This window comes from Vibrio pomeroyi, from assembly GCF_024347595.1.
Lineage (GTDB): Bacteria > Pseudomonadota > Gammaproteobacteria > Enterobacterales > Vibrionaceae > Vibrio > Vibrio pomeroyi.
Genome location: NZ_AP025507.1, coordinates 722,174 through 748,697, shown reverse-complemented (window position 1 = coordinate 748,697; position 26,524 = coordinate 722,174). Strand labels below are relative to the sequence as shown.

25 protein-coding genes are annotated in these 26,524 nt (G+C 44.5%); 9 read left to right on the top strand and 16 right to left on the bottom strand.

Features of this window, described 5'->3' with window-relative positions:
* Window positions 1–311: 311 nt before the first annotated feature.
* The gene (locus OCV12_RS19465) at window positions 312–773 is read right to left on the bottom strand and encodes a TetR/AcrR family transcriptional regulator (RefSeq protein ID WP_017105619.1); all 462 of its coding nucleotides are present in this window, start codon (window positions 771–773) and stop codon (window positions 312–314) included.
* Between the two features lie 529 nt (window positions 774–1,302).
* On the opposite strand from OCV12_RS19465, the gene OCV12_RS19460 reads away from it, so the two are divergent.
* A complete protein-coding gene (locus tag OCV12_RS19460; protein WP_261886956.1) occupies window positions 1,303–1,602 on the top strand; it encodes a YfcZ/YiiS family protein in 300 nt (99 codons plus the stop codon).
* A 37-nt stretch (window positions 1,603–1,639) separates the two neighbouring features.
* Here OCV12_RS19460 and OCV12_RS19455 read toward each other — a convergent pair whose 3' ends face one another.
* Complete coding sequence (locus tag OCV12_RS19455; protein ID WP_261886955.1) at window positions 1,640–1,936, bottom strand: YnjH family protein; 297 nt, start codon at window positions 1,934–1,936, stop codon at window positions 1,640–1,642.
* A 103-nt stretch (window positions 1,937–2,039) separates the two neighbouring features.
* Here OCV12_RS19455 and OCV12_RS19450 point away from each other — a divergent pair, with 103 nt between their 5' ends.
* Window positions 2,040–2,639 carry a hypothetical protein gene (locus tag OCV12_RS19450; RefSeq protein ID WP_261886954.1) on the top strand — a complete coding sequence of 200 codons (600 nt, stop codon included), beginning with the start codon at window positions 2,040–2,042 and terminating at the stop codon, window positions 2,637–2,639.
* Window positions 2,640–2,760: 121 nt separating this feature from the next.
* Here the strand turns inward: OCV12_RS19450 and OCV12_RS19445 are convergent, their stop codons facing one another.
* Complete coding sequence (locus OCV12_RS19445) at window positions 2,761–3,867, bottom strand: 1-acyl-sn-glycerol-3-phosphate acyltransferase (RefSeq protein WP_261886953.1); 1,107 nt, start codon at window positions 3,865–3,867, stop codon at window positions 2,761–2,763.
* A gap of 175 nt (window positions 3,868–4,042) precedes the next feature.
* Here OCV12_RS19445 and OCV12_RS19440 point away from each other — a divergent pair, with 175 nt between their 5' ends.
* Window positions 4,043–4,669 (top strand): AraC family transcriptional regulator, encoded by a 627-nt coding sequence (locus tag OCV12_RS19440; protein WP_261886952.1) that lies wholly within the window; start codon window positions 4,043–4,045, stop codon window positions 4,667–4,669.
* A gap of 128 nt (window positions 4,670–4,797) precedes the next feature.
* Here the strand turns inward: OCV12_RS19440 and OCV12_RS19435 are convergent, their stop codons facing one another.
* A complete protein-coding gene (locus OCV12_RS19435; RefSeq protein ID WP_017633379.1) occupies window positions 4,798–5,280 on the bottom strand; it encodes a hypothetical protein in 483 nt (160 codons plus the stop codon).
* A 27-nt stretch (window positions 5,281–5,307) separates the two neighbouring features.
* Window positions 5,308–5,829, bottom strand: a complete 522-nt coding sequence (locus tag OCV12_RS19430) for a nicotinate-nicotinamide nucleotide adenylyltransferase (RefSeq protein WP_261886951.1) — start codon at window positions 5,827–5,829, stop codon at window positions 5,308–5,310.
* 109 nt (window positions 5,830–5,938) lie between these two features.
* On the opposite strand from OCV12_RS19430, the gene nadE reads away from it, so the two are divergent.
* Complete coding sequence (gene nadE, locus OCV12_RS19425; RefSeq protein WP_261886950.1) at window positions 5,939–6,769, top strand: ammonia-dependent NAD(+) synthetase; 831 nt, start codon at window positions 5,939–5,941, stop codon at window positions 6,767–6,769.
* Between the two features lie 106 nt (window positions 6,770–6,875).
* On the opposite strand, the gene OCV12_RS19420 is transcribed toward nadE, so the two are convergent.
* Window positions 6,876–8,732, bottom strand: coding sequence for a hybrid-cluster NAD(P)-dependent oxidoreductase (locus OCV12_RS19420; protein WP_261886949.1), 1,857 nt, complete (start codon window positions 8,730–8,732; stop codon window positions 6,876–6,878).
* Window positions 8,733–8,950: 218 nt separating this feature from the next.
* On the opposite strand from OCV12_RS19420, the gene OCV12_RS19415 reads away from it, so the two are divergent.
* The 4 genes from OCV12_RS19415 to OCV12_RS19400 all read left to right on the top strand — a co-directional run bounded on the left by OCV12_RS19415 (window position 8,951) and on the right by OCV12_RS19400 (window position 12,777).
* Window positions 8,951–9,109 carry a YqaE/Pmp3 family membrane protein gene (locus OCV12_RS19415; protein ID WP_008215717.1) on the top strand — a complete coding sequence of 53 codons (159 nt, stop codon included), beginning with the start codon at window positions 8,951–8,953 and terminating at the stop codon, window positions 9,107–9,109.
* 192 nt (window positions 9,110–9,301) lie between these two features.
* Window positions 9,302–10,330 carry a dihydroorotase gene (gene pyrC, locus OCV12_RS19410; protein ID WP_261886948.1) on the top strand — a complete coding sequence of 343 codons (1,029 nt, stop codon included), beginning with the start codon at window positions 9,302–9,304 and terminating at the stop codon, window positions 10,328–10,330.
* Between the two features lie 303 nt (window positions 10,331–10,633).
* Window positions 10,634–11,668 carry a GGDEF domain-containing protein gene (locus OCV12_RS19405; RefSeq protein WP_261886947.1) on the top strand — a complete coding sequence of 345 codons (1,035 nt, stop codon included), beginning with the start codon at window positions 10,634–10,636 and terminating at the stop codon, window positions 11,666–11,668.
* Between the two features lie 182 nt (window positions 11,669–11,850).
* Window positions 11,851–12,777, top strand: a complete 927-nt coding sequence (locus OCV12_RS19400; protein WP_261886946.1) for a M14 family metallopeptidase — start codon at window positions 11,851–11,853, stop codon at window positions 12,775–12,777.
* 207 nt (window positions 12,778–12,984) lie between these two features.
* Here the strand turns inward: OCV12_RS19400 and OCV12_RS19395 are convergent, their stop codons facing one another.
* From OCV12_RS19395 to xsc, 10 genes are all read right to left on the bottom strand, one after another.
* Window positions 12,985–14,592, bottom strand: coding sequence for a BCCT family transporter (locus OCV12_RS19395; RefSeq protein ID WP_261886945.1), 1,608 nt, complete (start codon window positions 14,590–14,592; stop codon window positions 12,985–12,987).
* Window positions 14,593–15,077: 485 nt separating this feature from the next.
* Window positions 15,078–15,650 carry an aldolase/citrate lyase/malate synthase family protein gene (locus OCV12_RS19390; protein WP_161684773.1) on the bottom strand — a complete coding sequence of 191 codons (573 nt, stop codon included), beginning with the start codon at window positions 15,648–15,650 and terminating at the stop codon, window positions 15,078–15,080.
* A gap of 246 nt (window positions 15,651–15,896) precedes the next feature.
* A complete protein-coding gene (locus tag OCV12_RS19385; RefSeq protein WP_261886944.1) occupies window positions 15,897–16,817 on the bottom strand; it encodes a cache domain-containing protein in 921 nt (306 codons plus the stop codon).
* 11 nt (window positions 16,818–16,828) lie between these two features.
* Window positions 16,829–18,169, bottom strand: a complete 1,341-nt coding sequence (locus OCV12_RS19380; RefSeq protein WP_017057942.1) for a TRAP transporter large permease — start codon at window positions 18,167–18,169, stop codon at window positions 16,829–16,831.
* Window positions 18,170–18,206: 37 nt separating this feature from the next.
* Complete coding sequence (locus tag OCV12_RS19375; RefSeq protein ID WP_017064289.1) at window positions 18,207–18,749, bottom strand: TRAP transporter small permease; 543 nt, start codon at window positions 18,747–18,749, stop codon at window positions 18,207–18,209.
* A 164-nt stretch (window positions 18,750–18,913) separates the two neighbouring features.
* Window positions 18,914–19,915, bottom strand: a complete 1,002-nt coding sequence (locus OCV12_RS19370) for a TRAP transporter substrate-binding protein (protein WP_017059971.1) — start codon at window positions 19,913–19,915, stop codon at window positions 18,914–18,916.
* Between the two features lie 117 nt (window positions 19,916–20,032).
* Window positions 20,033–21,481 (bottom strand): NAD(P)/FAD-dependent oxidoreductase, encoded by a 1,449-nt coding sequence (locus tag OCV12_RS19365; protein ID WP_261886943.1) that lies wholly within the window; start codon window positions 21,479–21,481, stop codon window positions 20,033–20,035.
* Between the two features lie 48 nt (window positions 21,482–21,529).
* Window positions 21,530–21,967, bottom strand: coding sequence for a nuclear transport factor 2 family protein (locus tag OCV12_RS19360; protein ID WP_261886942.1), 438 nt, complete (start codon window positions 21,965–21,967; stop codon window positions 21,530–21,532).
* A 262-nt stretch (window positions 21,968–22,229) separates the two neighbouring features.
* The gene (locus OCV12_RS19355) at window positions 22,230–23,036 is read right to left on the bottom strand and encodes an FRG domain-containing protein (RefSeq protein WP_261886941.1); all 807 of its coding nucleotides are present in this window, start codon (window positions 23,034–23,036) and stop codon (window positions 22,230–22,232) included.
* A 430-nt stretch (window positions 23,037–23,466) separates the two neighbouring features.
* Window positions 23,467–25,278 carry a sulfoacetaldehyde acetyltransferase gene (xsc, locus tag OCV12_RS19350; protein WP_261886940.1) on the bottom strand — a complete coding sequence of 604 codons (1,812 nt, stop codon included), beginning with the start codon at window positions 25,276–25,278 and terminating at the stop codon, window positions 23,467–23,469.
* A gap of 265 nt (window positions 25,279–25,543) precedes the next feature.
* Between xsc and OCV12_RS19345 the strand changes: the two genes are divergently transcribed.
* Complete coding sequence (locus tag OCV12_RS19345) at window positions 25,544–26,524, top strand: AAA family ATPase (RefSeq protein WP_176679339.1); 981 nt, start codon at window positions 25,544–25,546, stop codon at window positions 26,522–26,524.

The window sequence follows — 26,524 nt, the reverse complement described above, 5'->3', positions numbered from 1 at the left end:
TTTTTGTGGCTCATAGCCTCTCTCTCGCCTTAAACTTTATTTTATTGGCAACCATAACAATGAACCCCAAAACGTCTCACTCTGAGCGTTTGAGGCTCTATAAGTGAACATTATCAATTAGGGTTACTAACTTTTCACAGTAAGTGCGAAGGAAGGGCATGAGTGTAAGCGGTTAAAAAGACTAGAAATAACGCCGTTGGACACAAACAAGCAGACGAAGAAAGAGCGGTAAATACGATAGAAAAAGAGCAAAAGCACAAACGATAGACACAAAAAAAGCCCCCTCAGGAGCTTCTTTCATTGTGTGTTGATTATTGGCTCATACGAATCAATGATTTACCAATCAACCACTCTAGTTCTTTACCGCTAGTATCACCAAACTGAGTTTCAGTCAGTTTGTATAGACGATCAATACCGTTTGCCGCGAACTCATGTGCGCTTTCAGCAGTAACGATATGATGGAAAAGTAAACGTAAGATTGCTAGGAACTCAGCGTCTTCAAGTGCTGTAACCCAGCTAGCAGAGAATGCATCCAGACCGTTTTCGAAATCAATGTGTTCCATGAACATCTTGAAGATTCGACCGTCTAGAGCAGCTGTGAAATCTGTTTTCTTTGGAAAGTGGTGGCTTATACCTGTACGAGAAACGCCCGTTTGCTGACTTAACGTCGTGTATGACATCTTGTCGTAACCCAATCTTAGTAGCTGGTCTACAACGGCATCCATGATTTTCTGGATAGTGATTTCTGTATCTTCTTTACTACGCTTTGGCATATTCAGGCTCTTCTCTTTGTAAATCCATCTAACTCAATCAAATGAAGTCAGAATGAAAATCGTTATCAGCATTATGTGAGCAAGGTATTTTTTCGCAAGTATTTCCATTAAATACCGACAAATACTTTGTACGAACAATTTTACAGTGCTGCCTCTTTGGGCACTTTGTCTAATTATCCTTCGAAAGTCACCTTACCGCTCTAAGTGGTTAATCTAAAATAACTACTTAGAATATCAAATACCCAACGATAAATTCATTGTATAAATACCTATCAAGCAATAGATAGTCTTATAAAATCAGTTACGACGCAACTAACTGAATGATATTCTGACAAATTAATGACACTGCTTTTCAACAAAACATGAGATAGATCACATACATATTTGTCGGCGCGAATGTACATATTCATTTAACCCCTTAACAAACAACATAGCATACCAGTATAAATTAGTTCAAAGATTTTAATTTTTGTAGATACAGTTCAAATTGCTCGTTAGAATAACCTCAGACTTTGTAAGAGGATTATTTATGAGCCAAGATATGGGTAACAACGATGTATGTGAGGCTTGCGGCTGCGCAGGTGAAATCGGGTTCATCATTAAAGAAGGCGACGATGTTGCTGAAGTAACGGTTTACGGTAACTCTAAAGCAATCATTGAAACTGAGTTTGCTAAGTACGTTGATCTTGCTAAACAAGTGTCTAGCAACGTTGAATTTGAAGCGTCAGAGATGACAGAAGAAAGCACGGAATTGCATGCTCGCTTTAAATTTGAAGTCAGCGCTGAAAAGATTATTTTTGAACTTAAGACTCGCTCTCTAGCGCGTTAATATAAGCATTCATATTCTTATTAAAAGACGAGTAGCTTTACTCGTCTTTTTTTATTTCAACCCAAGCCAGTGAACCGTTTTGCTCAAAATCGTTTTCTGCAGCGCACCGAATCACGACCCCACCAACCTCTAACACTGCACCAACGCTGTAAGCTTTATCATCGTAATAACAAACTCGTTGCGGTTGCCCGCCTTGAGTCACCAATACGGCCGCCTTTGCGGGTGTTGAAATTACTTTGTTCGCACTTACAGACATAGAGCCAAACATCGAAGCTGCAACCAGAAAGACCTTAATTATTTGTGTGTTTACTCTAATCATTGATTTATCTGCCATTATCGCTAAATTCCTCTTTCACCTACCGCCAAATGGGTAAAACACTATGCGAGAATAATTTTTCCATTATAGTGTTAGCGTCTATCGTAATAAGAAGCCCGTTATGCTCAGAATAATTGCACTTATTATTGGTTCTCTAACCATAACAAATGTCAGTGCTGAACCACTCGATCACTATCAAATATTGAACCATCTCGATAATTACGGAAACTTATATCTACGTAATAAGCCTTATACCTCGCTTCCCACGGGCTTAGTGGTCGATGGCAATCTCAATATCGAAAACACAGCGATCACTCGCCTACCTAAAGGCTTAGAAGTTAACGGCAGCCTTAAAGCGTCTAATAGCCAACTCGCAAGAGTTCCGACTGGGGTTGAGATAAAAGGCTATGCCGATTTGATTGGCAGCCAAATCACTAGCTGGCCAAGAGGTGTGCGAGTGGGCGGATTCATTAACCTAACCGACACCCCGCTGCAGAGGCTACCAAACGGCTTTAGAGTAAAAGGTGACTTGAGCGTGATCCGTACACCTTTAACAGAGCTACCCAATGGAATCGTGATTGACGGTGACTTATATATAGGCGGCTCAGCAATTACAACGTTTCCCGAGACCATGACTGTCAGAGGCAATATCTATCTAGGTGGCAACACTGTGACCACATGGCCAACCAATCTAGATCTGGGTGGCGCAGTCGCTCGTTAATCTATCCGACAGTTCATCCTCTTTAATGCAAAGATAAAGCAGAAAAACAAAAAAAGGAGCTCAAGGCTCCTTTTTCAATTCAGTCAATTAATCAACTAATGCTCATTAAGCGAGATGTTCGCTAACCAATGTTCTTCACTGGGTTCGCATAGCTATCAATCAGATACTGACGCGCACCTTTTGGCAAGCTCGAAAGTTTCTCTTCAAACTCTTGCTTAACCGCAGCAGTAATCGACTCGTCTTCTTTTTCTGCCGCCAATAGGTTTACTGGGAACAGTTTGTAGTTCTCGTGGATCTGACGATCGATCTCTTCAGCCAATGCTTCTGGAGTATCAAAATCTTGGTCGATAACCTGACCGAAACCAACATGCACGCGACCTTTATTACCGATGATGCCCTGAATGATACTTTCGATATCTTCAAACTCACCTTTTTCGTAGCTGCCGTTAACGTCTTTTTCAAAAAGTTCGATGGCTTTAGCCGTATCACACGGATCATTTTCGTAAGAAATAGCGACTGGTACGATCTTCAATGATTTCACATACTCAGGGAAAGCGATCTTCTGCTTACGTCCTTCAACATGGAACATCTTCAAGATAGCTGGCTCTGTAAAATCGTTACCGTCTTTAGCACGGCCTTCTTTTTGAGCGATCCAGATAGAGTTACCTGTCTCTAGAGAGTGCTTAATGTAAGAAGACAGTTGACCTAGCGCTTTCATCATTTCACGCGGCCCTTTTAAAGAGCGCTTAACAATGAAACTCTTGTTCAGACGCATCAATTCAGTCGCACATGGCTTCTTCAACAGGTTGTCACCAATCGCGATGCGACAAGTCTGATGATTATTTTGATGCAGAGCGTAATTTACTAACGCCGGATCCATAGCAATGTCACGATGGTTTGATACAAACAGGTAAGCTTGATTTGCATCCAGTGACTCTACACCGGTGTAAGTCACACCGTTTGTAGTTTTAGCAAGCGTGTCACGTAAGTACTTTTTCACTTCAATCTGAATGGATTCAACGCTAGTCAGCTTGCTCCACTTCATTTTTAAGTACACACGTAAAATTGGACTCATTAATGCTTTGAACCAAGACGCATGGTTTGAAAAACGGTAGTGCAGTATCGCACTGATAAATTCTTCATCATTAATAAGGCGGTTTAGTGCCGCTGGAATTTCATCATCGCCGTAAGGACGAATATCAACATATGGATCGGTTGGAGAGGTCATTTTTTAATTCATATAATAAAAAGCTGGCTCATTCTACGCGTTGTTTTGACTTCTCGCAGCTACAGAGCCCATACTTTTGACAAGGTCAGACCAGAAACATTGAAAATCCCCTGTTATTGTTGGCATTCTTTGAGATTAACGGTAATCTTGACGCCCCAAAATTAAGGTACTATCTATGAACTTCGCTATTGAATATACATCGGCTTACTTTTCACACTTGGTGATCACACCACGCAAGAAAGTACTTAAACATAGCCTTGTATCGGTTCAAAGTGGCTTGGTTTTGATAAAGCTGGGTAAACAAGAGTACGCCGTTGAACCAGGACAAAGCGTTTGGATCCCATACGACTGCCTAACATCGCTGACCTACTTTCCAAACACTCAGATTAACCGTGTCGATTTTTCTGTACGTTTGACGGATTCATTCCCGAGACAAGCGGGTTACATCACGCAAACCAACCTTTCTTTGGCACTACTCGAAAAGCTAGAGTTGACGAAATCCCGCGCTTCAAGTGCCAACAATACCGAGCAAGCCTGTAAAGATATGCTGGCCGTATTAAAGCAAGAAGTGTTGTCGTTCAAGCCGCTGCTTTGTGAAAGTGCCCTGTCTCAGCGATTCAATCAATGGAACATTGATGATTCTAACCTGCCACAAGAGCACACCTTGGTGATGGTAATGCGCGAAGCGAAGAAGCGAATGCAGTCAGGTCAGAAGCGAGCAGCTGTGATCGATGATCTGTTCTCAGGAAAAGAAGAAGAGTTTGAACAACTGTGCATGCTTGTTTTTGGTGACGATCTATAAGCACCAGAGACTGAGAACGATAAAAACCACAGTCCAGATACTAAAAAGCCGCAAAAACTGAGTTTTTGCGGCTTTTTTAATTCTTCAACGTCTGTTCAAGGTTCAGAGCAAATCTTCGGCTTCTTCGTTTAGAAAGGCAATTCAACTTGCATCATTAGGTCAGCATCACGCGAGTCGTGCCAACGGTAGTCAAATCGCATACGAGGTTGCCCTTCGACCTTCTCACCAAAACCAATGCTGAGTTGTAAGCCATGGTTTAGCAGCCACTCCTCTGTAGACATATCATACTGTTCATCTTCCAGATCTTCAGGAAACCACATCCCCAAACCTACATAGTTTGATTCTATGCTTTGTGTCAGTAGCGGTGCGTCTTTACTTTGAAGTACCCAGTCAGACCAATAGTCAGGTGTACTCTGCGCTTCTTCATCGCTCAGCCCACTGATTTCCATCATACGTTGGCCGAAAGACTCAATGCTCGAAGAAAAATCCAAACAGTTGTCGTCATCAGAAGTCAGCATGATCGAATCTAAGCTAAAAAAATCACATTCAGCATAAGCAGGCATACTGCATGCTGCCATGATCAACGTCGCTGGTATCGCGCTCTTTAGCATAGTCCTCTGACCTCTTGATTAGTGAACTCACATTATCTGATACAGTCCACTATCTTGCAACATCTTTGTAACTGACTTAGTACTCAATTTTGCAACATCGCTTCCACTTATCAGTGCATTACGTATGTCAGTGCTGCGAATTTTCACTTTTTCAGGGCAAGCCATTACAGACCAACGTTCAGTAATCTCATCGGACTTATAGAAAGATGAGAACTTAAAGAAGTTGTCCGGCCCGATCACAAACGTCAGTTCAGCGTCACGATGTAACTTTTGCAATTCACTGAGTACAGCATAAGTCGTCACACTTTCACCGGGCGTAAACAAGCTTTTCTCGATCAATGAAAGCTCAACTTGATCCAGTGAAAGATCGCTAATAAATGCGTTAACTAACTGACACCTCGTATCAAAGTCTAGCATCTCTTTTCCCCAAGCATGGGCAATACTTGGAACGAGTAGAATTTTGTCAAAGTGAGCCAACGAATCAATCACACTTTTATGCCCTAGGCTCGGTGGATTAAACGCACTACCGAAAATGGCTATTTTTTCCATTATTTATTACTGCCTTCTCTTTCTAAGCTTGTGCAAAGAGGTTTTTAAATCGGATGATTTAGGTATGATAACACTAGATTTTTAATTTGCTTGCAGGAAAGGAATACGAATGGAACAGTTAATTCGTGACGAAATGCGCGTACTACCTTCAATTGACCCTCACTTCGAAGTGACTCGTCGTGTGGACTTTATTAAAACGAAACTTCAGCAGTCAGGCTGCAAGTCTCTGATCCTTGGTATCAGTGGCGGTGTAGACTCAACGACCTGTGGCCGTTTGGCACAGATGGCCGTTGATAGCCTGAATGAAAACTCTGGCAGCAACGACTACCAATTCATTGCGGTTCGCCTACCTTACGGCGAGCAAAAAGATGAAGATGAAGCACAACTTGCTCTCTCTTTCATCCAGCCTTCTCAATCTGTTTCTGTAAACATCAAAGCGGGTGTTGATGGGCTTCACGCTGCATCTCACGTTGCACTTGAAGGTACAGGTTTACTACCAACAGACTCAGCAAAAATCGACTTTGTGAAAGGTAATGTGAAAGCTCGCGCTCGCATGATCGCGCAATACGAAATTGCTGGTTACGTTGGCGGTCTTGTAATTGGTACTGACCACTCAGCAGAAAACATCACTGGTTTCTACACCAAACACGGTGACGGTGCCTGTGATCTAGCGCCTTTGTTTGGCCTGAACAAGCGTCAAGTTCGTGAACTTGCAGCAACGCTAGGTGCGCCAGAGCTATTGGTTAAGAAAGTTCCTACTGCCGACCTAGAAGAGCTTGATCCACAGAAAGCCGACGAAGCAGCATTGAACCTTTCTTACGACCAAATCGATGATTTCCTTGAAGGTAAAGAAGTACCTCAAGACGTATCAGACCGCTTGGTGAGCATCTACAAAGCAACACAACACAAGCGTCAACCAATCCCAACGATCTACGATTAATTTTCTGAATTAGTCTCAGAATCAAAAAGGCCGGAAGTTCATTTCAGTGAACTTCCGGCCTTTTCTATTCAATGCGCTTTTCTTACTGGTCTTTCGACCTACCGAGTTAGTCTACGACTTCGATATCAGTTTGAGGCACACTGCAACACGCCAGTATTTGCCCCATGTTGCGTTCATGCTCTTGCAACGCCGGTACATCCGGTTGATGAACTTGCCCAGACTCAAGGGTCACTTTACAAGCACCACAGAAACCCGCGCGACAGCTTGATGCGATAGACACACCTGCCGATTCAGCTTGCTCTAGTAGTGTTGATTGGTTATTGCCTTCGAACAGGTAGCCGTTAACGCTCAACTGCAGTTGCTTCACCGCTTCTTCCGTTGATTGAGCAACACCAAACGCTTCTTGATGATAATGCTGAGGGTTAAGCCCCATTTGAATCAGCAGTTTCTTGGCATTATCCATAAAGCCGTCAGGGCCACACACGAAGGCTTGGCGCTTGTGTAACTCATCAATTTTAGCGACATGAGACACGCTCAAACGACCAGACAGACCATCCCACTCTTTCGTCGGTTGGCTTAGTGAATAGATCACACTTAGACCAGCATTTTCGCGAGCGATCTTATCAATCTCAGCTTGATAAGGGATATCTTCTTCGCTGCTGCATTGGTGATAGAACACCACATCATCAATTTGACCGTGGTCGGCTAAGTAACGAAGCATCGACAACATTGGTGTGATGCCGCTTCCCGCTGACAACAGTAGTAATGGATGTGTTGGGTTATCTTCTAAGTAGAATGCGCCATCTGGATTTTGAGCGACTAGCGTGTCACCCACTTGGAAGTGATCATTTAGCCAATTAGAGATTTGACCATCATCGACACGCTTCACTGAAATCGCTAAGCGACCCGCTCGTGACGGGCTAGAAGATAAGGTGTAACGACGAGAGACCTTCTCGCCATCAATCACCATTTCAATCGGTAAATGTTGTCCCGGTTGATAACTTGGCAGTGAGTGGTTTTCTTTCGCAGGCTCTAACCAAAACGTTGTAAAGTCGCGAGCGATCTCTTCACGTTCAACACAGGTTAAGTGCAGCGACTCCCCCCATGTGTCTTCGTAGTGCTCTTTCTCTTTGGTTTCTAGTACCTCAACTACATCACCGGCTTTGATTAAACCTTCATTTTTTGCCACTAGGTTTTGACCAAAGAACACACCACCACGCTCATTGGCTCTGAAAGTCGAGAAGGTATTCAGCGGCTCTTTTGTTGCTCTAAATTCACCACGTTCAACATCCACCGTAGTCAAAATACAGCGCTCACAAGGTTTCACCGCTTCAAATTCAACCTCGCCGATTCGAATACGCTTCCAACCATCTTCAGCAAAGGCTTCTGTATTGGAAACAACAAAATTGGTGCGGAACTGGTCCATCGAATGGACTTCAGGGCTTCGGCGATTCAGCTCATCAAGGGATGCTTGGCTGATCACCAACATTGGATAGCCATCAGCGAAACTTACGTTCTGGCCGAGCTTTTCACGAACACGATTCGATTGCTCGCCTGAGAACAATAACTCAACACGAACACCCAACACGTCACTGAACCAATCATCGGCTTCATCGTTAGTGGTGTAAGCGGTGAAGCTGTCTTTCCAAACCGTTGCTGGCGCTTCTTGCATCTTGAAGTTCGCGTATTTTAGTCGCAGCGGTTCTTTGCCTTCATAAGTGAAAATCAAACCGTCTGGTTGCAAGCTTGAAGATACCTTAACCATCTTCGGGTACTTACGTGCCGTGACCATTGAACCGTCAGCCAATGCCAACATAAAACGTCTGTCGAAGGTAAGGCCTTGTTTTTCAACCCAAGCAGAAGAGAGCGAGATGCCGCCCACTGATTTTACCGGAAACACATTGATTTGAGATAAAGAAGGCTGTTGACCTGAAGCCTTTTGATCTAAAGGTGACTGCGACATAACGATTCCAATGTTTTGTTGTTTGTCCCAATGCTAACAAATGGTTATAAATAGATAAACTGGCAGGCATTAAACACTTGATACCAAGCTAATATCTTGAGATGTTTAAACGACTGTCTTCTATACATAAAGACAGCAATGCATTAACACTCTCCAGACGTTCTATAATATGAGCACGGTTACCGCATTGAACTTTCATTGAATAAAAAGGATTTATCATGAACAAACTCGTCATTATCATTTTATGTGTACTGCTTCCGCCTGTTGGCGTGTTTTTCGCTCGTGGCGCAGGTAAAGATTTGCTAATCAACATTGTCCTTACCTTCTTCTTCTGGGTACCGGGAATGATTCACGGGCTCTGGGTAGCCACCCGCTAACCCGTCGTCAAAAATAAATACCGAATAAAATACTCAGAAAAACAAGCTCCTAACCCTGAAGAGTTAAAAATAGGATGAAATGAAAGTGCTTTTCCACTATCATCCTGTCGCCTAAACGTAAGCGATTGCTTTCACAGATTTCGCCGAGTTTAGGCTCCAACTACATAACACTTCAAATGGTGGGAGCCTTCAATGACACAACTTACGATTACTCGTCCTGACGACTGGCACGTTCATCTACGCGATGGCGACGTATTAAAAGATACAGTGCGCGATATCAGCCGCTACAATGGTCGAGCGTTAATCATGCCAAACACCATCCCACCGGTAACCGATACCGAAATGGCTCTTGCTTACCGTGAACGCATCATGGCAGAACAACCAAGTGAACAGTTCCAGCCTCTAATGGCACTTTACCTGACAGACAACACAACACCTGATGAAATTCGCAAAGCGAAAGAGTCTGGCGCAGTCGTTGCAGCTAAACTCTACCCTGCAGGCGCAACAACAAACTCTGATTCAGGCGTAACCTCTGCTAAAAACATCTACCACGTACTAGAAGCAATGCAGGAAGTTGGCATGCTACTTTTGGTACACGGTGAAGTAACGACTCACGATGTTGATATTTTTGACCGTGAGAAGCAGTTCCTAGACACAGTACTAGCACCGATTGTGAACGACTTCCCTAACCTGAAGATTGTTCTAGAGCACATCACAACTGCAGATGCTGCGACTTTCGTGAAGAACGCGAACGATAACGTTGCTGCAACGATCACCGCTCACCACTTGCTTTACAACCGTAACCACATGCTGGTTGGCGGCATTAAGCCACACTTCTACTGCCTACCTATTCTTAAGCGTAACACTCACCAATTAGCGCTTATCGAAGCGGCAACAAGCGGCAGCAAGAAGTTCTTCTTGGGTACAGACTCAGCACCACACGCGAAAGGCGCTAAAGAGTCAGCATGTGGTTGTGCGGGTTCTTACACTGCGCACGCAGCAGTAGAGCTTTACACAGAAGTGTTCGAGCTAGAAGGTAAGCTTGAGAACCTAGAAGGTTTTGCGAGCCACAACGGCCCTGACTTCTACGGTATCCCACGTAACACAGACACCATCACTCTAGTAAAAGAAGAGTGGAATGTATCTGAGACAATGCCTTTCGGTTCAGACATCGTTGTGCCAATCCGTGGCGGCGAGACGATTGCTTGGGCTGTTAAATAACGCAGCACCGTTTTAAACGAGATTTCTTGTTTAAATCAAAAACTTCAAAGCCCTTCACATTAAGTGAGGGGCTTTTTTAATTATGTCTTAATTCCCTTGATTCTAGGCCATTAGCGCCTAATCTTATTCCATACAATGCATAAATTTACATGGATAGTGATGAGTTTAGGCTTAGACGTTCGTACTCTATGTTTAATTATGGTGTTCCTTTCTGGGACCTATTGCATCGGGCTAATAATTAAACAAAGAAATCAAGCACCGGCTCAAGGTACTAGGAGCCTGTTCTATGCTGTATTTTTTTTAATGGCAGGATTTTCCCTGCTCAGCTTTGGCGATGATATTTCCTTCTGGCTTTCAAAGGTCGCTGCCAATTTCTGTATTGCTTTAGGGTTCGCTCTGGTCGTACTCAGTTTGCATCAGATCAGGCACGCTCCCTTAATCTACCCACTGGTTGTTTTCTCTTGTTTACCACTCGCGCTAGCTGCATTGATCTATTATTCCGTCATTGAACCTTCTACAAATGCGCGTGTGGTTGTCATCTCTGTGTATGTCACTCTTTGTACGCTTTCAAGCGCGATTGTCGTCAATAAAAGCCAAGTAGAAGACCTGAAACTGCCGATCATGCTGCTCACGGGCGTGCTTATTATTCACTCTCTGTTTATGCTGTTTAGAATCTGGTGCACCCTACGCGAGCCTAATATCGGCGACTTCCTTCATGCCGGTAATGTCCACCAGCTCGCTATCATCATGACTGCGGTTCTTCTAAGTACTCTTGGCTTTACTTACAATTGGATTCTTAATGCTCGATTGATGGAGTCACTCTATAGTTCTTCATTAAAAGACAGTCTCACGCAGCTTTATAATCGAAGAGCGATGAACGAGATGACCAGCCGAGAATTGACACGTAGCCTGCGGCATAAACACGCTCTGTCGGTGATCATTTTAGACATCGACCACTTCAAGCAGGTTAATGATGTTTATGGCCACCAAGTCGGTGATCGTGTGTTGCACAACCTTGGCCAAATACTCATCAATAATCTAAGAGCGCACGATGTGGCGTTTCGTTACGGTGGTGAAGAGTTCTTAATCATGCTGCCAGACACGGCAATCAATGATGCATGTACAGCGGCCGAAAAACTCAAAGTACTGATTGAAAGTCACACCTTCTGGAAACAACAAGAGAAGCCATTAACGGCGAGCTTTGGGGTCGCTCAATTGCACCCTAATGACCAACGAACGAATCTGATTGAGCGTGCAGATAAAGCCTTGTACCACGCAAAAGAACAAGGACGGAATACCGTGTGCAAAGGAGAATTCGAAGGAACTGTCTCCGCTTAACCCAAACATTGGTATCAAGCATATCAAGGGTTCCTCTCACTTAACCATCACATGACTTGTACTCACATATGTTATTTGGAATGTTGGCCGTCATTTACATACACAGGTTCAATAAGAGTTGCACGATGCCATTCTGCTGATTATTCTCACTTCATCACAACGTACCCCACAGAGATAAAACAATGGAAAGTACCTACACCTACCCTATTGGTGAGCCAGGAAAAAAATGGCAAGAAGCAGAGCGTCAAGCATGGTTTGCTCAAAGAACGGTTAAGCGTGAATACCAACAAGAAGTCGTGCCAAAGATTAAAGCACTGGCAGACCGCTTTGACATCGAGCAATACGGCGCACTGAGCTACGATGAAGCTCGCTTCCCACTCTTCGCTATCAAGAGCAAAAACTGGGATGCATCAAAGCCAACTATCCTCGTGACAGGTGGTGTTCACGGTTACGAAACCAGTGGTGTACATGGCGCAATCAAATTCGCTGCAACTCAAGCAGAAAAGTACATAGCGCACTTCAACATTGTTGTTGCACCTTGTGTGAGCCCATGGGGTTACGAAGTCATCAACCGCTGGAACCCAAATGCTGTTGATCCAAACCGCTCTTTCTATGACGGTACGCCTGCTGAAGAATCAGCAAACCTACGTGCATTAGTTGCGTCTCTGCCAGAAGTATTGGTTCACGTTGACCTTCACGAGACAACCGATTCTGATGAAACTGAATTCCGCCCTGCACTCGCTGCACGTGATGGCATTGAGTACATCGAAGGCATGATCCCAGACGGTTTCTACACGGTGGGTGACACTGAAAACCCTCAGCCTGAATTCCAAGCTGCTGTCATCGCTTCAGTTGAAAAAGTAACCCACATTGCGCCAGCAGATGACGAAGGCAAGATCATTGGTTCAGACGTCACTCAACTCGGCGTGATCAACTACCCAATGAAGAAGCTTGGTTTATGTGGCGGTGTGACGGATTGTAAATACGGCACAACCACTGAGGTTTACCCAGACAGCGACAAAGTAACAGACGAAGAGTGTAACGATGCTCAAGTTGCTGCTGTTGTTGGTGCTTTAGATTACGTTATTCAACACGAATTGAACGCGTAAGTGCAAACCCGCTAATAATCAGTATCTAATAGCAAGAACTAAGAACTAAAAGAGCCACAAGTGACTACTCACTTGTGGCTCTTTTTTGTTTCTTCTTTTGCTGATTTCTTCTACGGCATAAAAAAGCTCCCTTGCACGCGGTGTAAGGGAGCTTTGAATCTACTAACTAGAGTAAGTCCCTATCTAGCGACTTACTGAGTTCGCGATTTACTTAGTTGCCGGAGTAACCGTTTCTTGCCCTTTACCGATTTCAGTCAGTAGGCCTTTCAGCAAGCTTACACAGCCAAGCAGAAGAATGATCGTAAACGGCAGTGCTGCAATAATCGTAATAGATTGCAGTGCTTGAATTGATTGAGTACCACCAATCCACAGCATCACCATTGCGATAGCACCTGAGATAACCGCCCAAACCACTTTCTGTTTCACAGGCACTTCAAGTTTACCACCCGCCGTCATGCCATCGATAACGATAGAACCAGAATCTAGCGTTGTAACGAAGAACACGATGATCAGTGCAACTGCGATAACAGACAGGATGCTACCAAACTCGTAAGCATCTAACATGTAGAACAAGCTTAGAGATACGTCTGTGATGCCTTGGTCAAGGCCAAGTTGCCCTACCTGATTAATCACTTGTTCGATAGCCACGCCACCGAAGATAGACATCCAAGCCGAAGTAACTAACGTTGGAATGATCAGTACGCAAAGTAGGAACTCACGAACCGTACGGCCTTTAGAAATACGCGCTACGAACATACCGAAGAATGGTGCATACGCTACCCACCATGCCCAGTAGAACACAGTCCAGCCGTGCAGCCATGTTGTGTCTTCACGACCTGCACTTTGGCTCAACGCAACGATGTTTTTCACATAACCTGTTACTGCCGTTGCCATTGAATCAAGCACAGTTGTGAAGTTCAATACTGCGATAAGACCAAGGAATACGAACGCAATAACCATGTTCAGGTTACTTAGGAACTTAACACCGCCGTCCATGCCACGCAGAACAGAGATGATCGCCAAGCCCATGATCAGAACAATGATCGATTGCTGAAGGAAGATGTTGTTGTCCAAGCCGAACACGTGGCTGATACCACTTGCTGCTTGTGTGCCACCTAAGCCCAATGAAGTCGCAAGACCGAACAGAGTAACTAATACAGTTAGTACGTCGATAACATCACCGGTTTTGCCCCATACTCGCTCACCCAAAATTGGGTAGAACACAGAGCGCATTGATAGCGGCAGACCTTTATTGTAAACAAAGTACGCTAGGCAAAGTGCCGTCATGCCATAGATAGCCCATGCATGAAAACCCCAGTGGAATACGGTTGCACCCAATGCTAATTCACGACCCGCGGCTGTGAAAGGTTCTGCGTCTAATGGTGTTCCGAACCAGTTAGTGAAGAACGCAGTTGGCTCTGCAACACCCCAGAAAATAAGTCCAATACCCATACCTGCTGCGAATAACATCGCAATCCAAGATGCCATTGAATAATCCGCTGTCGCGTCTTCACCACCTAAGCGAACTTTGCCTAGAGGTGAGAATGCAAGAACAACGGCAAAAACTAACATGATGTTGGCTCCCCACATAAACAGGAAGTCAAACTTTGATAGAACAGCACCCTTAATAGAATCAATTGCAGCTTTAGCGTCTGCAGGAGGAAGAGCAAGAAGAGTGATGATGAAAAGAAGAGATAAGCCAACTGAGGCTACGAAGACGGTGTTATGGACATCCATGCCCCATTTACTGACGTTGTCTTGACCAACTTGATAGTCAGTAGAATCGATACTGTATTTTTTTGATTTAAAACTCATAAATTATGATGTTCGCATATCCGGTTCAACGAATATAAGGACGCTCTCCATATCCAACTACGACTTGATTGGCTCGCCATTTCACTAAAATAAAACGTGATAAAAACCACCGAGCAAGGTGATAAATGGACTTACTAGCTCAATCCCAGGACGCGCATTATAGCACAGCACGAAGCATTTTGACTGGGTTTTTGCTCAATAGTCACTCAGCGCACTGTCATTTATGGTCATTAAGCCTATAAAAAACCAATTCAAAACAACATAAAAACCGCTAAATTACAAATACTTAAGCACACAATCTTGTCAGAATGAGTTTTTGAAAACTTTTGTGAGATAATTTTTAGAACCGCTTAATTTACTTATAGCTCTAACAAAAAAGCCCCGCTATAGGGGCGGGGAAATTACCAAAGGTAAAAGAGAAATCGATAGTGCGATTTTAGCGCCACATATCGCAGCGCTAAGATATTAAATCGCTATAGAGAGCATTAGATCGCGAAGCAAAAACCTAGGTTGTAGTCTTCGCCATTTTTCGCTGTGAACTCTTTGTCTTCACTCGATGCATTCGGTCGACCACTTTCATCGCCCTTCACTAGGCTCACCCAGTGACGGATTCCTGAAGAGCGACTAGCCTCAGTTTGACCAAATGTGGTACACGTCTCTAGTTGAATATCTTCAATATCAACCAATTCCAAATGACCCGTGCCTTTACGAGCGCCGATTGTCACTTCAACGTGCGTACCGCTCTCATCACGGAACAGGATTGAAGAAGGTTTAGACTTGTCACCCGTGTAAGCCACAAAGTGCTTAGCGCGTTTCAAACCTGTGTGTTCACCGTTTTTGAAGTAAACCTGAACGTGTCGGTAGTCAATCTCGTAGCTCACTACATCTTCGTGAGAACCCGACTCGAGAGGGAATAGAGTATCAAGCAACTGTTTCGCCATTTTCTGCTTTTCGAGTTGCTTGTCTGCTTTCACCATTTCGACGGCAAAGACAGCTTCAGCAATAAAAGTTGAATGGTTTCTGTGAAGTTCTGTTTTGTCTAGTGTCAGCATATTCATAGTCTATCCCTCGTACGGCTTTAAATTTCATTAAGGTCAAACATCCCAATTGACCCTTTTCAAAATTGTTCTTTACTGTGTGGTTTCCATGTTTTTCATACTACTTGTATTTTTGTCACAATTTCACAACAAAAATTTCACAGTGTGAATTTTACTAAATTGCTTTTTACACACTCCTATTTTTAGGGGTTAAATGAGTCGTAAGCCATTAATTTAAATAGACTTACGATCACAGAACGCTCATTTTTACGTCTTGTTTGAATTTGTGTAATAACCGACCCCTACTAGCTTATTGTCAACAACACGGTAATAAGTGTGCTTGGTTTCGACTTTACTCGACAGCGGATTCAACCAACGATAAGTGTAAACACCTCGGCCGTTTTCTTTGGCAAGGTTCAGCATTTCAGTAAGAATTGGTTTGTCGTCAGGGCTTAGAATCTCGTTGTGTGAACGCCCGACTAGCTCAGGAGAGACTCCGTGCGCCAGCAGTTTTCCAGAGCTCATATCCATCACAAACACATACAAATCCCCTTCTACAAAACTGCCCTCGGCGTCATTGAACTCAGTCAGGCTCTCTTGTTCTGACTCCACTATCGCGGTCATCGCTCTCGCGAGTAAACTTTTTGCTTCGGCCGCACTCGAACGTTCTGGGTAATAACCGACAGCGACAATCACATCGCCTACTCGCTCAAAGAACGTGGTTTTCGGCTCACCCATGCGGTCGGTTGGGTTGGTCCAGTGATACTTCACTTCACCAAAACCGTTGTGTACTGCTTTGGTGATCATTTCACGGAAAAAAGGATTACCGTAAACGTCTTGCGTATCTAAAACACTGTCACCCACTAGCACCATTGACGAGCCGCCGCTGGCTAGGAATTGGCCGTCAATGCCCAAAGCAAACACATATAGCTCCCCATCGATATATTCAGGGTCACTCATGAAGTCTTTAACGCTATCGTCGCCCTCTTTTTGAACGTGGACCACTGCCTTAGCCAGCAAGGTTTTGGCTCTTCTTTCAGCCTTGCTGACAACATGTGGTTCAGAAATATCAAGCACATTAACAGGCTTGGCTTCTTTCTCTGTTTCAGAGTGTTCGGCACGCAAACTAATGCCACTCACCACTGCAAACACGGCACAACCAATGAGGATGATTCTGGATAAATTCATGGTTATCTCTCCTAATAGCCGACTAAGGACGGTAGCCAAAGCGTAATTTGTGGGAAGAAAGCGATAACGAATACGCCCACAACAGAAGCAAGAACAAAGGGATGGATCTTCGCGGTGATTTGCTCAACCGTTGAGCCCCCTATTCCCGATGCGACAAAGATATTCTCCCCAAGTGGCGGCGTTGCAAAACCAATCGATAAGGTACACACCACCACAATGCCCACGTGAGTTGGATCAGCGCCCAGCATGTACATGATTGGTAGTAACACTGGCACGATGATCATGATCGCAGCCAAGGTTTCCATGAACATGCCGATGAACAACAACAAGGTAATCGTAAGCGCCCACACCATGTACATGTTATCGGTGAAACTGAGTAGCGATTCCGCTACGACAACCGGGATCTTTTGCTCGATCAACAAGCGTCCAAACACGGTAGCTGCAAAGAGGATCAACAACACACGTCCGGTGATCCATGTCGTGGTCGATAGAGATTTCATCACGCTTTTGAACGAAAGCTCGCGGTGAATAAAAAGCCCAACAAACAACGAATAGAATATCGCTACAACTGCGGATTCTGTTGGTGTGAACATGCCGCTGTAGATACCGCCAAGAATCAAGAATGGCGCTAATATCGACCATAATCCGCGGCGTAAGTAATGCCTTACATCGCCAAACGACCACGTTTCGGTCAGCCCTTTATAGCCTTCTCGCTTAGCAATGAAGTAGTTAGTTACCACTAGCGTCGACGCCATGATGAAGCCAGGTACAACCCCAGCGACAAACAGTTTTGGAATCGATAAAGAAGCAAACTGGCCGTGTTGAGCAATGGCTTCTGGAGGCGCCATTAAGCCCATTGCCGAGATACCAAAGATAACAAGAGGAATGGACGGCGGGATGATAATGCCCAACCCACCGGATGCCGCCGTAACGGCCGAGGCGTAGCTCTTATCGTAGTCACGTTTCACCATCGCAGGCACCATTAGCATACCTACCGCGGCGGTGGTTGCAGGGCCTGAACCCGAGATAGCGCCAAAGAAAAGACACGCCATTACCGTTGCCGCGCCAAGGCCACCTGTTACGGGACCAGCTAAGCTTTCGGCGATATCCACCAGACGTTTGGAGATCCCCGCCGCCTCCATTAATGCACCCGCAAGAACAAAGGCTGGCAGCGCCATTAATGGGAAGTTGCCCACCGAGGTAAACGCGATTTGTACTAAGGCGATGGGATTTTTGTCGAGCAACATATAAGCCGCCATCGAAGCGCCGGCCAGTGATACTGTGATTGGTGCGCCCAGAATTAACAGCGTTAAAAAGCCACCAAATAAAATTAGAGTTAAATAGGATTCCATTATTACATCTCTCTATTACGACTATTCTCTGTGATGACTATTGCGCTGACTTTTGTGCCGTCATTTTGCGCAGCTCTTTGACTTCTGGATCTTCGTTGGTTGCGCCTTTGAATAAACGCTCATAGTTGTTCCAGATAATTCGAATCATCATCAGTGAAAACGCGATAGGTAAAATCATGTAGAAGTACTTCATTGGGATACCTGTGGTCTGAGACTTCCAAAACAGATTCATTTTGTTGAACACGAAGTCGTAGCTGAGGTAAACGAAGTAGCCGTTGAAACAGAGCCATAAGAAGTCAGCGATGGTTTCACTCACGGTCTGCACGATTGGCGGAAAGAATTTAAAGTGAAAGCTCACTCGGTTGTGCGCCGACATCTTGGCCGCAACAACAGCCCCTAGATAGGCAAACCAAACGAACATGTAAGTAGCGACCTCATCCCCCCAAGGGATAGAGTAATCAAAGAACTGACGAGTAAGGATTTGTGTGAACAGCAATAGGACAAAGCTTGCGAGCAGCAGACAACATGTATATTCCTCAATGTTGTTTAAGTGCTTTTTTATTGTTTTAGCGACTGACATATAACCTCCAATGTTGATTTCCACATGACAACCAGTCGCTCACGGTCCTAAAAAGATCAGGTACAGAACAGATCAACGAGTACAGCCATGTAAATGCCCTATCTCACTGTTCTATCGCTAGGTGATTAAGTAGCGGAGAACAGCAGATAGGGCGAATCTAATCGTTACTTTCTACCTAGTAACTCAAGAACGTCGTCTAACTTGTCTTTGCCCCCAATGCTTGAGTAGAACTTAGGCCAAACTGACTTAGTCACCTTGCTGATCCACTCTTGCTCGTTGTCTGCTGGGTCTGTGAATACCATGCCTTTCGCTTGTAGCTCTTCGCGGATCTTGTTTTCCGTATTTTCTAGATAAGCAAAGCTATGCTCTGTCGCTTCCTGACCCGCTTCAAGAATGATCTTTTGCATTTCAGGTGTCTGTTGTTGGAAGACCGTTTCACTCACGATTAGAGGTTCTAGAGAGAAAATGTAGCGAATGTTGGTCACGTACTTTTGTACTTCGTTGAACTTCATCGCGTGGACTGTAATGTAAGGGTTGTCTTGACCATCAACCACGCCTTGTTGCAGGCCAGTGAAAGTCTCAGACCATGCCATTGGTGTTGGGTTTACACCCCATGCTTGGTAAGACGCGATCATGATTTCGTTACGAGGTACACGAATCACTAACCCTTTAAGATCCTCTGGTGAAGCAACAGGCTTTTTCGAGTTAGTCAAAACCCTAAAGCCAGAATAAGCCCAACCGACAATACGAACACCAGCGTCACGAATCGTGTTATCAACTAAATCTTGGCCTACTTGGCCTTGAGTCAGTAGCACTGCTTCTTCTGCGCTTTGAATCACGTAAGGCATGGTCAATAGACCAACGGTTGGGGAGAAAGGCGTCACGTTGTTGATCGCCAGTACAGAGAAGTCGAGAAGACCGATTGCCGCATCGTTCACGGTGTCTTGCTCATTGCCTAATTGGCCGTTCGGGAACAGATCGATTTTCACTTTACCGTCTGTTTTTTGCTCCATCAGCTCAGAGAATGAGGTCGCCAATTCCCACTGCGTACCACCAGCAGCATCACCGATAGCCATTTTAAAATTCGCTGCTGCCGCGGTATGAGATAACACCGCTGTTGCTACAATAGTGACACCAGCAATAATTTTATTTTTAATCAATTTCATAGTCTTAACCTTTCCTATCATACAGACTTCCTGCCTGTACTTTGCTCACAAGGTGACCTGGTACAACTTTCCTGGTCGTAGTTCTATTTCCCTATTTTGGAAACAATGTTCGGGTAGTTACAGCCTTTCATCCTTTAACGAATACCACTGATAAAGGAACCGCTGCCCCATTCTTCGAAACGGTGCAAACATCTCTGATTCCACCACTTCCCTCACGTTGGGGAACGGAAGTTTTGATTCAAATATTGGTAGGTCGAGCTTGTGACCTTCACCTGCTATCCACTGTGCAAGGCGCTTCCCTGCTTGAGCGGAATACATCACGCCATTGCCGCCATAACCCAGTGCGTAGAAGATGGACTGTTTTGGATTCGGCTGATAAATTCTCGGCATCATGTCGTGGCTAACATCCACCCAGCCCCACCATGAATAATCGATTTGGATCTGATCGAGAGACGGGAATTTTCGGGTTAAATCCGCTCTCAACATGTCTTCATATTTCTTTTCAGGTGCGTTCTTGCCACTGATGGCACTGCGTGTACCAATCTGCACTCGGTTATCTGGTAGCAAACGGTAGTAGTGGCGCAGAATTCGAGTATCAGTAATCACTTGATTGGTTTTGAAGTTACACGCGGCAATTTCGTCTTGAGTTAACGGACGTGTCACCATCGAGTTCGAAAGCACTGGCAACAGGCGGTTCTTAAGCTCAGAATGCAAACCTTGGCTGGTATACCCACCCGTACAAACACCAACAGAACGCGCCTTCACAACACCACCTGGCGTTTTCAGGTAATGCACACCGCCACGAGTTTCCCAACCCATCACTGGGCTAGATGGATGAACTTTAACGCCGAGTGCTCGCGCCTTTCTTAGGTAACCAAACACCAGTTTCCCTGCATGAATACCAATCCCTTCGGGTTCATGCATCGCGCCAGCCGCTTCTTGGTCGCCAACATAATCACGCTTTACAGTTTCCGCATCTAAGATCTGCGCATCGTAATCGAACGTGTCACGCAGCAACTTAGCTTCTTTCTCAAGCGTTGCCATCACTTTTGGACGGTGAGCCACATATAGGTGACCACCCGGTTGTGGGTCACAATCGATGTCTTTGATCAGTGACTTGAACGTTTCCATGCCATCCACACACTCGCGGTGCATTTTTAGCGCCGTTTCTAGGCCCCAGCGTTCAATCCACTGAGAACGCTTCAAACGCCCAGAAGCACACTGTGCTTGGCCACCATTTCGGGTACTGCAGCCCCAACTCATACGGTTAGCTTCAATCACCGTCGCTTTAATGCCGTACATTTCAGCAAGGTGTATCGCGGTACTTAAGCCTGTGTAGCCTGAACCGATAATGGCCACATCGACATCCATGTCTGACGTGATTGGGCCATCATCTTCAGGTGGTGCGCCTGCGGTATCTACCCAATAAGTCGGGGCGTATTCCTTGCCGTGACCTGGGCTCTTGTCTTTAAGTGGATCGTATTTTGGATCGTATTTATCTTTTGCTTGGGTGCTTTTCACCTTTGGCGGCACATCGGCTGTCGGTTGTTCCATTACTAAACTCATAATTCGACTCTCCTAGTCATAACACGTGAACGGGTTGTGGTTTCGTGTCTAGCTCTTGGGAGTGTTGTTAGGAGTCAAAAGAGGTCTTGTTTTACGGAAGGCATTTTTTACGCTGATTTTTCCATCTCTGAGGGTAAACACGTCGACCATGCGAGCTTCGATGACGCTGCCATCTGGGTTAGTCGCAGAAAACGTTGATTCACTCACAGCACGGTCACCGCACACAAAGTGGACAGGGTCGCTCCAAGCCGCATCTGGAAAGTTCTGCCAAACCAATTCAAAGCTATTTCGAACCGCTTCGTACCCTTCGATAGTGTTTCCAAGCAAGCCTTCTCCTGCCACCGTGTGGAATACACAGTCTTCTGTCATGAAAGACATCAGCGCTTCAATATCATGGTTATTCCACGCATCACTAAAAGACTGTAAAAAGGCGGTATCGACTTGGTTTTCCTGCACGAATGTCGCTGCATTGGTTTGCATATTCATATTCCAGAATCCTTTATGTTTTCGTTATTGGTTTAAATTTCAGTAGCTTTGCGCCACTTTTTTATTAGAGTGTTTAAACTAGACCCGTGAAAATTTAACAACTTGATAACAAGGTTCATCACTCTAACTTCGAGTTAGGTTATAAACAATCTCTAAGCTCACAGATTTCATCTTTTTATAAATTAATTAGTGTTCTAATTTTATTTACTCGACTTTTCACTCACGATATAAGAGGTATAATTAAACTAGAACGTGTTAGCCTTTAGTCGAAATCAAAGTCTTGATGATACTTACGACCATACTGTTCAAGTTGACGATCATGAGTATTAACTTGCAATTCGATATTGCCGTCACCTTTATTTATTACTTGGTTGTTATCTGCATGTGCTTCGTTTTTTAAATCCGTTAGTTTCTCTTCGACATACTCTGTCGGTTCATTTAAAACATTCATGGATATTAACTCCTTTATCAGGTTTACTTTCACTGATGGAAGAATATGAACGGACACTAGACCGTTTGAACATTCTTTCTCATCGTACAAAGGCTGAATGGCATCATTGCCACCTTCCTTAAATGGGTGAATGGAATACCACTTGTCCTTGCGTGGCTCTTGCTGATCGCAATCCGCCACATTAAACATCTGAGTGTTGTTGAGATCACACGGCGAGTTAAAAACACTAACCCGATGATAATCAATAGCTTTAATTATATTTATGCAGTCTTTACTTTGGCTGTGACACACCGACCAAAGCGCATTTAACAGGTTATCAGTCCATTCCAGTAAACGTGTGGGAAAGCCCTGCTTCTTGGCTAAACACATCAATAACCAGTCATTTATGTCGTTAGAACTCAGCGAGTGACCACCGTAAACTCTCACTGTTGAAAGCAGCTCTTGTTCGACACGGCGTATGTTCTTACGATTGGACCGGCCTAAACTTGGCATTAGATTATTATTTTCATAATCACACACGTTATACATCAAACCACGTTGATCACTGCATTCATTCATTAGTGAATCAATTATTTTATACAGTTCTTCGAGTGTGCTGATATAACGTTTATTGTTCATACTTGGTTCCAACTACTCCGACAATATAAATAACTAAATTTAAATTTATTCGTTAAAAACTGACATGTAATAAAATACACAGACTAAAGTCTAATAACTCTATCGACTTGTCGTTAATTACTATTTAAAAGCAACTAATAATAATTATTGATAAGTCTCTATTACTGAAACCGAGCACCTATTAATCTTGGTTATTTCATTAGGGCTCGAATATTTAGGGCGAAATAATAGAAATATATGACCCAATATTTAGATATCAGTACTATTAAGAATCTTTGAAAAAAACTCTGTCGTTAAGCCACTATATTTCATCATCCAATTTAAAATTAATGGCTAGTGTTAGAGCTTAATTTGTTTGCCCAACCACATTCTCGATAACTCTTTATCTAGTATTCACGAGACGGTTTTGGTCGGGCAAACTTCCTATGACTTATACGTAGTCTTTGTACTTATCTAGGAAACGAACCGGCGTTGATAGTGCATCTCGGCGGAACGGGTCGCCCAGTTCCTGAGTACACATGATTTCAATGATGGTTGTTTTGCCTTCGTTCATTTGCATATCAATGGCTTTTTGAAGAGTTGGGCCTACATCTTCTAGCTTATCAACCGTGATACCTTCAGCGCCCATTGCTCGTGCGATTTCCGCAAAGCTTTGGTTATCCAGTTCACCAGCAACAAAGCGTCGGTTGTAGAAGTCGACTTGGTTCTTCTTCTCTGCACCCCATTGACGGTTGTGGAACACCACGGCTGTCACTGGAATGTTATGACGAACACATGTCATGGTCTCCATCAAGCTCATGCCCCACGCCCCGTCACCTGCATAAGAGATAGCTGGACGATGAGGTGCTGCTGCTTTCGCACCAATGATGGTCGGGAACGCGTAACCACAGTTACCGAAACTCATTGCCGCAAAGAAGCTGCGTGGTTTTTCAAAGCGTAAGTAGCTGTTTGCAACCGAGTTGATGTTACCGATATCCGTTGAGACCATAACGTTTTCTGGCATCGCTTTTTCTAGTTCACGCAATACTTGGCGTGGGTGTAGATATTCACCACCAGAGAACGGAGTCTCGTGCGAGTTTTCTTCAATCATATCCAAGCTGAACGAGTCACGTTCGTGCGTCCACTCATCAAGCTCTTTTTCCCACAACGCTTTTTCTGTTGCTACTGTGTCTTGGCGAGCGCCTTTGTTGTCATCACACAACAGTGCACGACCTTCCAGTCTTTCAGCTAATGCCACAGCCGCTGCTTTTGCATCGCCACAGATACCAACAGAGATCTTCTTAACGAGGCCAAGCATCTTGTTGTCTGCATCGATCTGGATGATTTTCGCGTCTTTCGGCCAGTAATCCATGCCATGTTGAGGCAAGGTACCGAATGGACCAAGACGTGTACCCAAAGCGATAACCACATCCGCTTGAGCCATCAACTTCATTGCTGCTTTCGAACCTTGGTAGCCTAAAGGACCACACCATAATGGGTGACTCGCAGGGAAAGAGTCATTGTGTAGGTAGCTGTTTACTACGGGGGCGCCTAGTCTTTCTGCCAATGCCGCACACTCTTGAACTGCATCAGCCATTACCACGCCGCCACCAGAAATGATGACTGGGAATTTCGCTTCAGCAATTAGGTCTGCCGCTTCATTCAGAGACTTTTCACCACCAGGACCACGATCTAAACGCGCTGGTTTAGGGATCTCGGTTTGAGTTTCACCGTAGAAATAATCACGTGGGATATTCAGTTGAGTCGGACCCATTTCGCTCATTGCTCGGTCAAAGCATCGGCCCGTGTATTCTGCCATACGGTCTGGGTGCGTTACGTGTCCTTGATACTTAGTAAACTCTTGGAACATTGGAAGTTGGTTACACTCTTGGAAACCACCTAAGCCCATTGTTTTAGTGCCAGTCTCTGGCGTCACAATCACGACCGGGCTGTGTGCCCAGAATGCCGCTGCAATCGCAGTTACACAGTTACTAATACCTGGGCCATTCTGCCCGATAACCACACCATGGCGACCAGATACACGAGAGTAGCCATCTGCCATGTGAGCAGCACCTTGCTCGTGTACCACTGGGACCAATCGAATGCCAGCAGGAGCAAAGATATCCATTGCGTCCATAAATGCTGACCCCATGATGCCGAACATGTCGGTAACATCATTAGCAACCATAGTTTCAACGAACGCTTCTGATGGTGTCATTGTTACTGTGCCGGAAACAACCGTACGTTTTTCTTGCTCACTCATTCTTCCATTCTCCTTGAGTTAACCAAAATTTCATTTTTCGGAATGAATTGTCTCTTTTTCGAATTCATTTTCACCTTAGTAGTAGATTTTTTGCGCGTCAACTTTTTATATTAAATTGGAACAATTCATTCTAATTAATAAAACCAGATCACATTATTGATAGTTTTTCGTACAAAAAGTGCCGTTAACTTAGAGTGAGCTGTTAATAATCGATGACATACCGCCCATCGCGGCAGTCAATGGAAGCTATTAAGAGGGATGAAAAATGAATGATGCGGAATTGATACCAACGCAACCAGTAAGTGTGAGAGAGTGTTTTGGCATCGACAGCAACCTAACGGTATTGGCGTTTCAACATGCGGGAGAGTATGTACCCAAGGTCGATCCTAACTACTGTTTTGATCCTGAAGTAACACTAGCGATATTGGCGGGTTTCACCTCTAATCGCCGCACGTTGATACAAGGTACACACGGAACAGGTAAGTCTTCCCACATTGAACAGATTGCTGCGAGATTGAACTGGCCGTGTTTGAGGATCAACCTAGACGGACACTTAAGCAGATTGGATTTCATAGGAAAGGACAGCATCGTCATTAAAGATGGAATGCAGGTGACAGAGTTTAAAGAAGGCATTCTTCCGCAAAGTATCCAGCAACCCATCGCTCTGGTATTAGACGAATACGATGCAGGACGACCAGATGTGATGTTTGTGATCCAACAACTCTTAGAGCAAGACGGCAAATACACCTCTTTAGAGCAAAACCGAGTGATTACGCCTCACCCTTCTTTTCGCCTATTTGCCACCTGTAACACGTTGGGGTTAGGTAATTTCTCGGGTTTGTATTCCGGTACTCAAGTGCTTAACCATAGCCAGCTTGACCGATGGAACATCATCGCTACGCTTAACTATTTAGATCCGCAACATGAAACCAAGATCGTGTTATCCAAGCGCCCAGAGCTGAACAATGAAAGTGGTCAGCAGTTAGTTGAGAAAATGATCGCTACTGCTGGTTTAACGCGAAATGGTTTTAGAGCAGGCGATCTGTCGACGGTAATGTCTCCGAGAACCGTGATCACATGGGCTGAAAATATCCGAATATTCGATAACGTAGCCACAGCATTTAGGCTTTCATTCCTTAACCGTTGTGAAGATGAAGAGAAAGAGTTGGTGAGCGAATATTACTTCCGCTGCTTTGGTGAGGCCCTAGAAACGCCTACTCAGAGTTATGCGCAGTCGGAGTCGTAA

Coding starts and splice junctions, on each gene's coding strand:
- OCV12_RS19360 (WP_261886942.1), bottom strand. CDS start 21,967: ATGAATATGCAAACCAATGCAGCGACATTCGTGCAGGAAAACCAAGTC.
- OCV12_RS19375 (WP_017064289.1), bottom strand. CDS start 18,749: ATGTCAGTCGCTAAAACAATAAAAAAGCACTTAAACAACATTGAGGAA.
- OCV12_RS19455 (WP_261886955.1), bottom strand. CDS start 1,936: ATGGCAGATAAATCAATGATTAGAGTAAACACACAAATAATTAAGGTC.
- OCV12_RS19395 (WP_261886945.1), bottom strand. CDS start 14,592: ATGAGTTTTAAATCAAAAAAATACAGTATCGATTCTACTGACTATCAA.
- OCV12_RS19400 (WP_261886946.1), top strand. CDS start 11,851: ATGGAAAGTACCTACACCTACCCTATTGGTGAGCCAGGAAAAAAATGG.
- OCV12_RS19465 (WP_017105619.1), bottom strand. CDS start 773: ATGCCAAAGCGTAGTAAAGAAGATACAGAAATCACTATCCAGAAAATC.
- pyrC (WP_261886948.1), top strand. CDS start 9,302: ATGACACAACTTACGATTACTCGTCCTGACGACTGGCACGTTCATCTA.
- nadE (WP_261886950.1), top strand. CDS start 5,939: ATGGAACAGTTAATTCGTGACGAAATGCGCGTACTACCTTCAATTGAC.
- OCV12_RS19380 (WP_017057942.1), bottom strand. CDS start 18,169: ATGGAATCCTATTTAACTCTAATTTTATTTGGTGGCTTTTTAACGCTG.
- OCV12_RS19355 (WP_261886941.1), bottom strand. CDS start 23,036: ATGAACAATAAACGTTATATCAGCACACTCGAAGAACTGTATAAAATA.
- OCV12_RS19415 (WP_008215717.1), top strand. CDS start 8,951: ATGAACAAACTCGTCATTATCATTTTATGTGTACTGCTTCCGCCTGTT.
- OCV12_RS19345 (WP_176679339.1), top strand. CDS start 25,544: ATGAATGATGCGGAATTGATACCAACGCAACCAGTAAGTGTGAGAGAG.
- OCV12_RS19445 (WP_261886953.1), bottom strand. CDS start 3,867: ATGACCTCTCCAACCGATCCATATGTTGATATTCGTCCTTACGGCGAT.
- OCV12_RS19420 (WP_261886949.1), bottom strand. CDS start 8,732: ATGTCGCAGTCACCTTTAGATCAAAAGGCTTCAGGTCAACAGCCTTCT.
- xsc (WP_261886940.1), bottom strand. CDS start 25,278: ATGAGTGAGCAAGAAAAACGTACGGTTGTTTCCGGCACAGTAACAATG.
- OCV12_RS19405 (WP_261886947.1), top strand. CDS start 10,634: ATGGCAGGATTTTCCCTGCTCAGCTTTGGCGATGATATTTCCTTCTGG.
- OCV12_RS19430 (WP_261886951.1), bottom strand. CDS start 5,829: ATGGAAAAAATAGCCATTTTCGGTAGTGCGTTTAATCCACCGAGCCTA.
- OCV12_RS19435 (WP_017633379.1), bottom strand. CDS start 5,280: ATGCTAAAGAGCGCGATACCAGCGACGTTGATCATGGCAGCATGCAGT.
- OCV12_RS19450 (WP_261886954.1), top strand. CDS start 2,040: ATGCTCAGAATAATTGCACTTATTATTGGTTCTCTAACCATAACAAAT.
- OCV12_RS19390 (WP_161684773.1), bottom strand. CDS start 15,650: ATGAATATGCTGACACTAGACAAAACAGAACTTCACAGAAACCATTCA.
- OCV12_RS19370 (WP_017059971.1), bottom strand. CDS start 19,915: ATGAAATTGATTAAAAATAAAATTATTGCTGGTGTCACTATTGTAGCA.
- OCV12_RS19440 (WP_261886952.1), top strand. CDS start 4,043: ATGAACTTCGCTATTGAATATACATCGGCTTACTTTTCACACTTGGTG.
- OCV12_RS19460 (WP_261886956.1), top strand. CDS start 1,303: ATGAGCCAAGATATGGGTAACAACGATGTATGTGAGGCTTGCGGCTGC.
- OCV12_RS19385 (WP_261886944.1), bottom strand. CDS start 16,817: ATGAATTTATCCAGAATCATCCTCATTGGTTGTGCCGTGTTTGCAGTG.
- OCV12_RS19365 (WP_261886943.1), bottom strand. CDS start 21,481: ATGAGTTTAGTAATGGAACAACCGACAGCCGATGTGCCGCCAAAGGTG.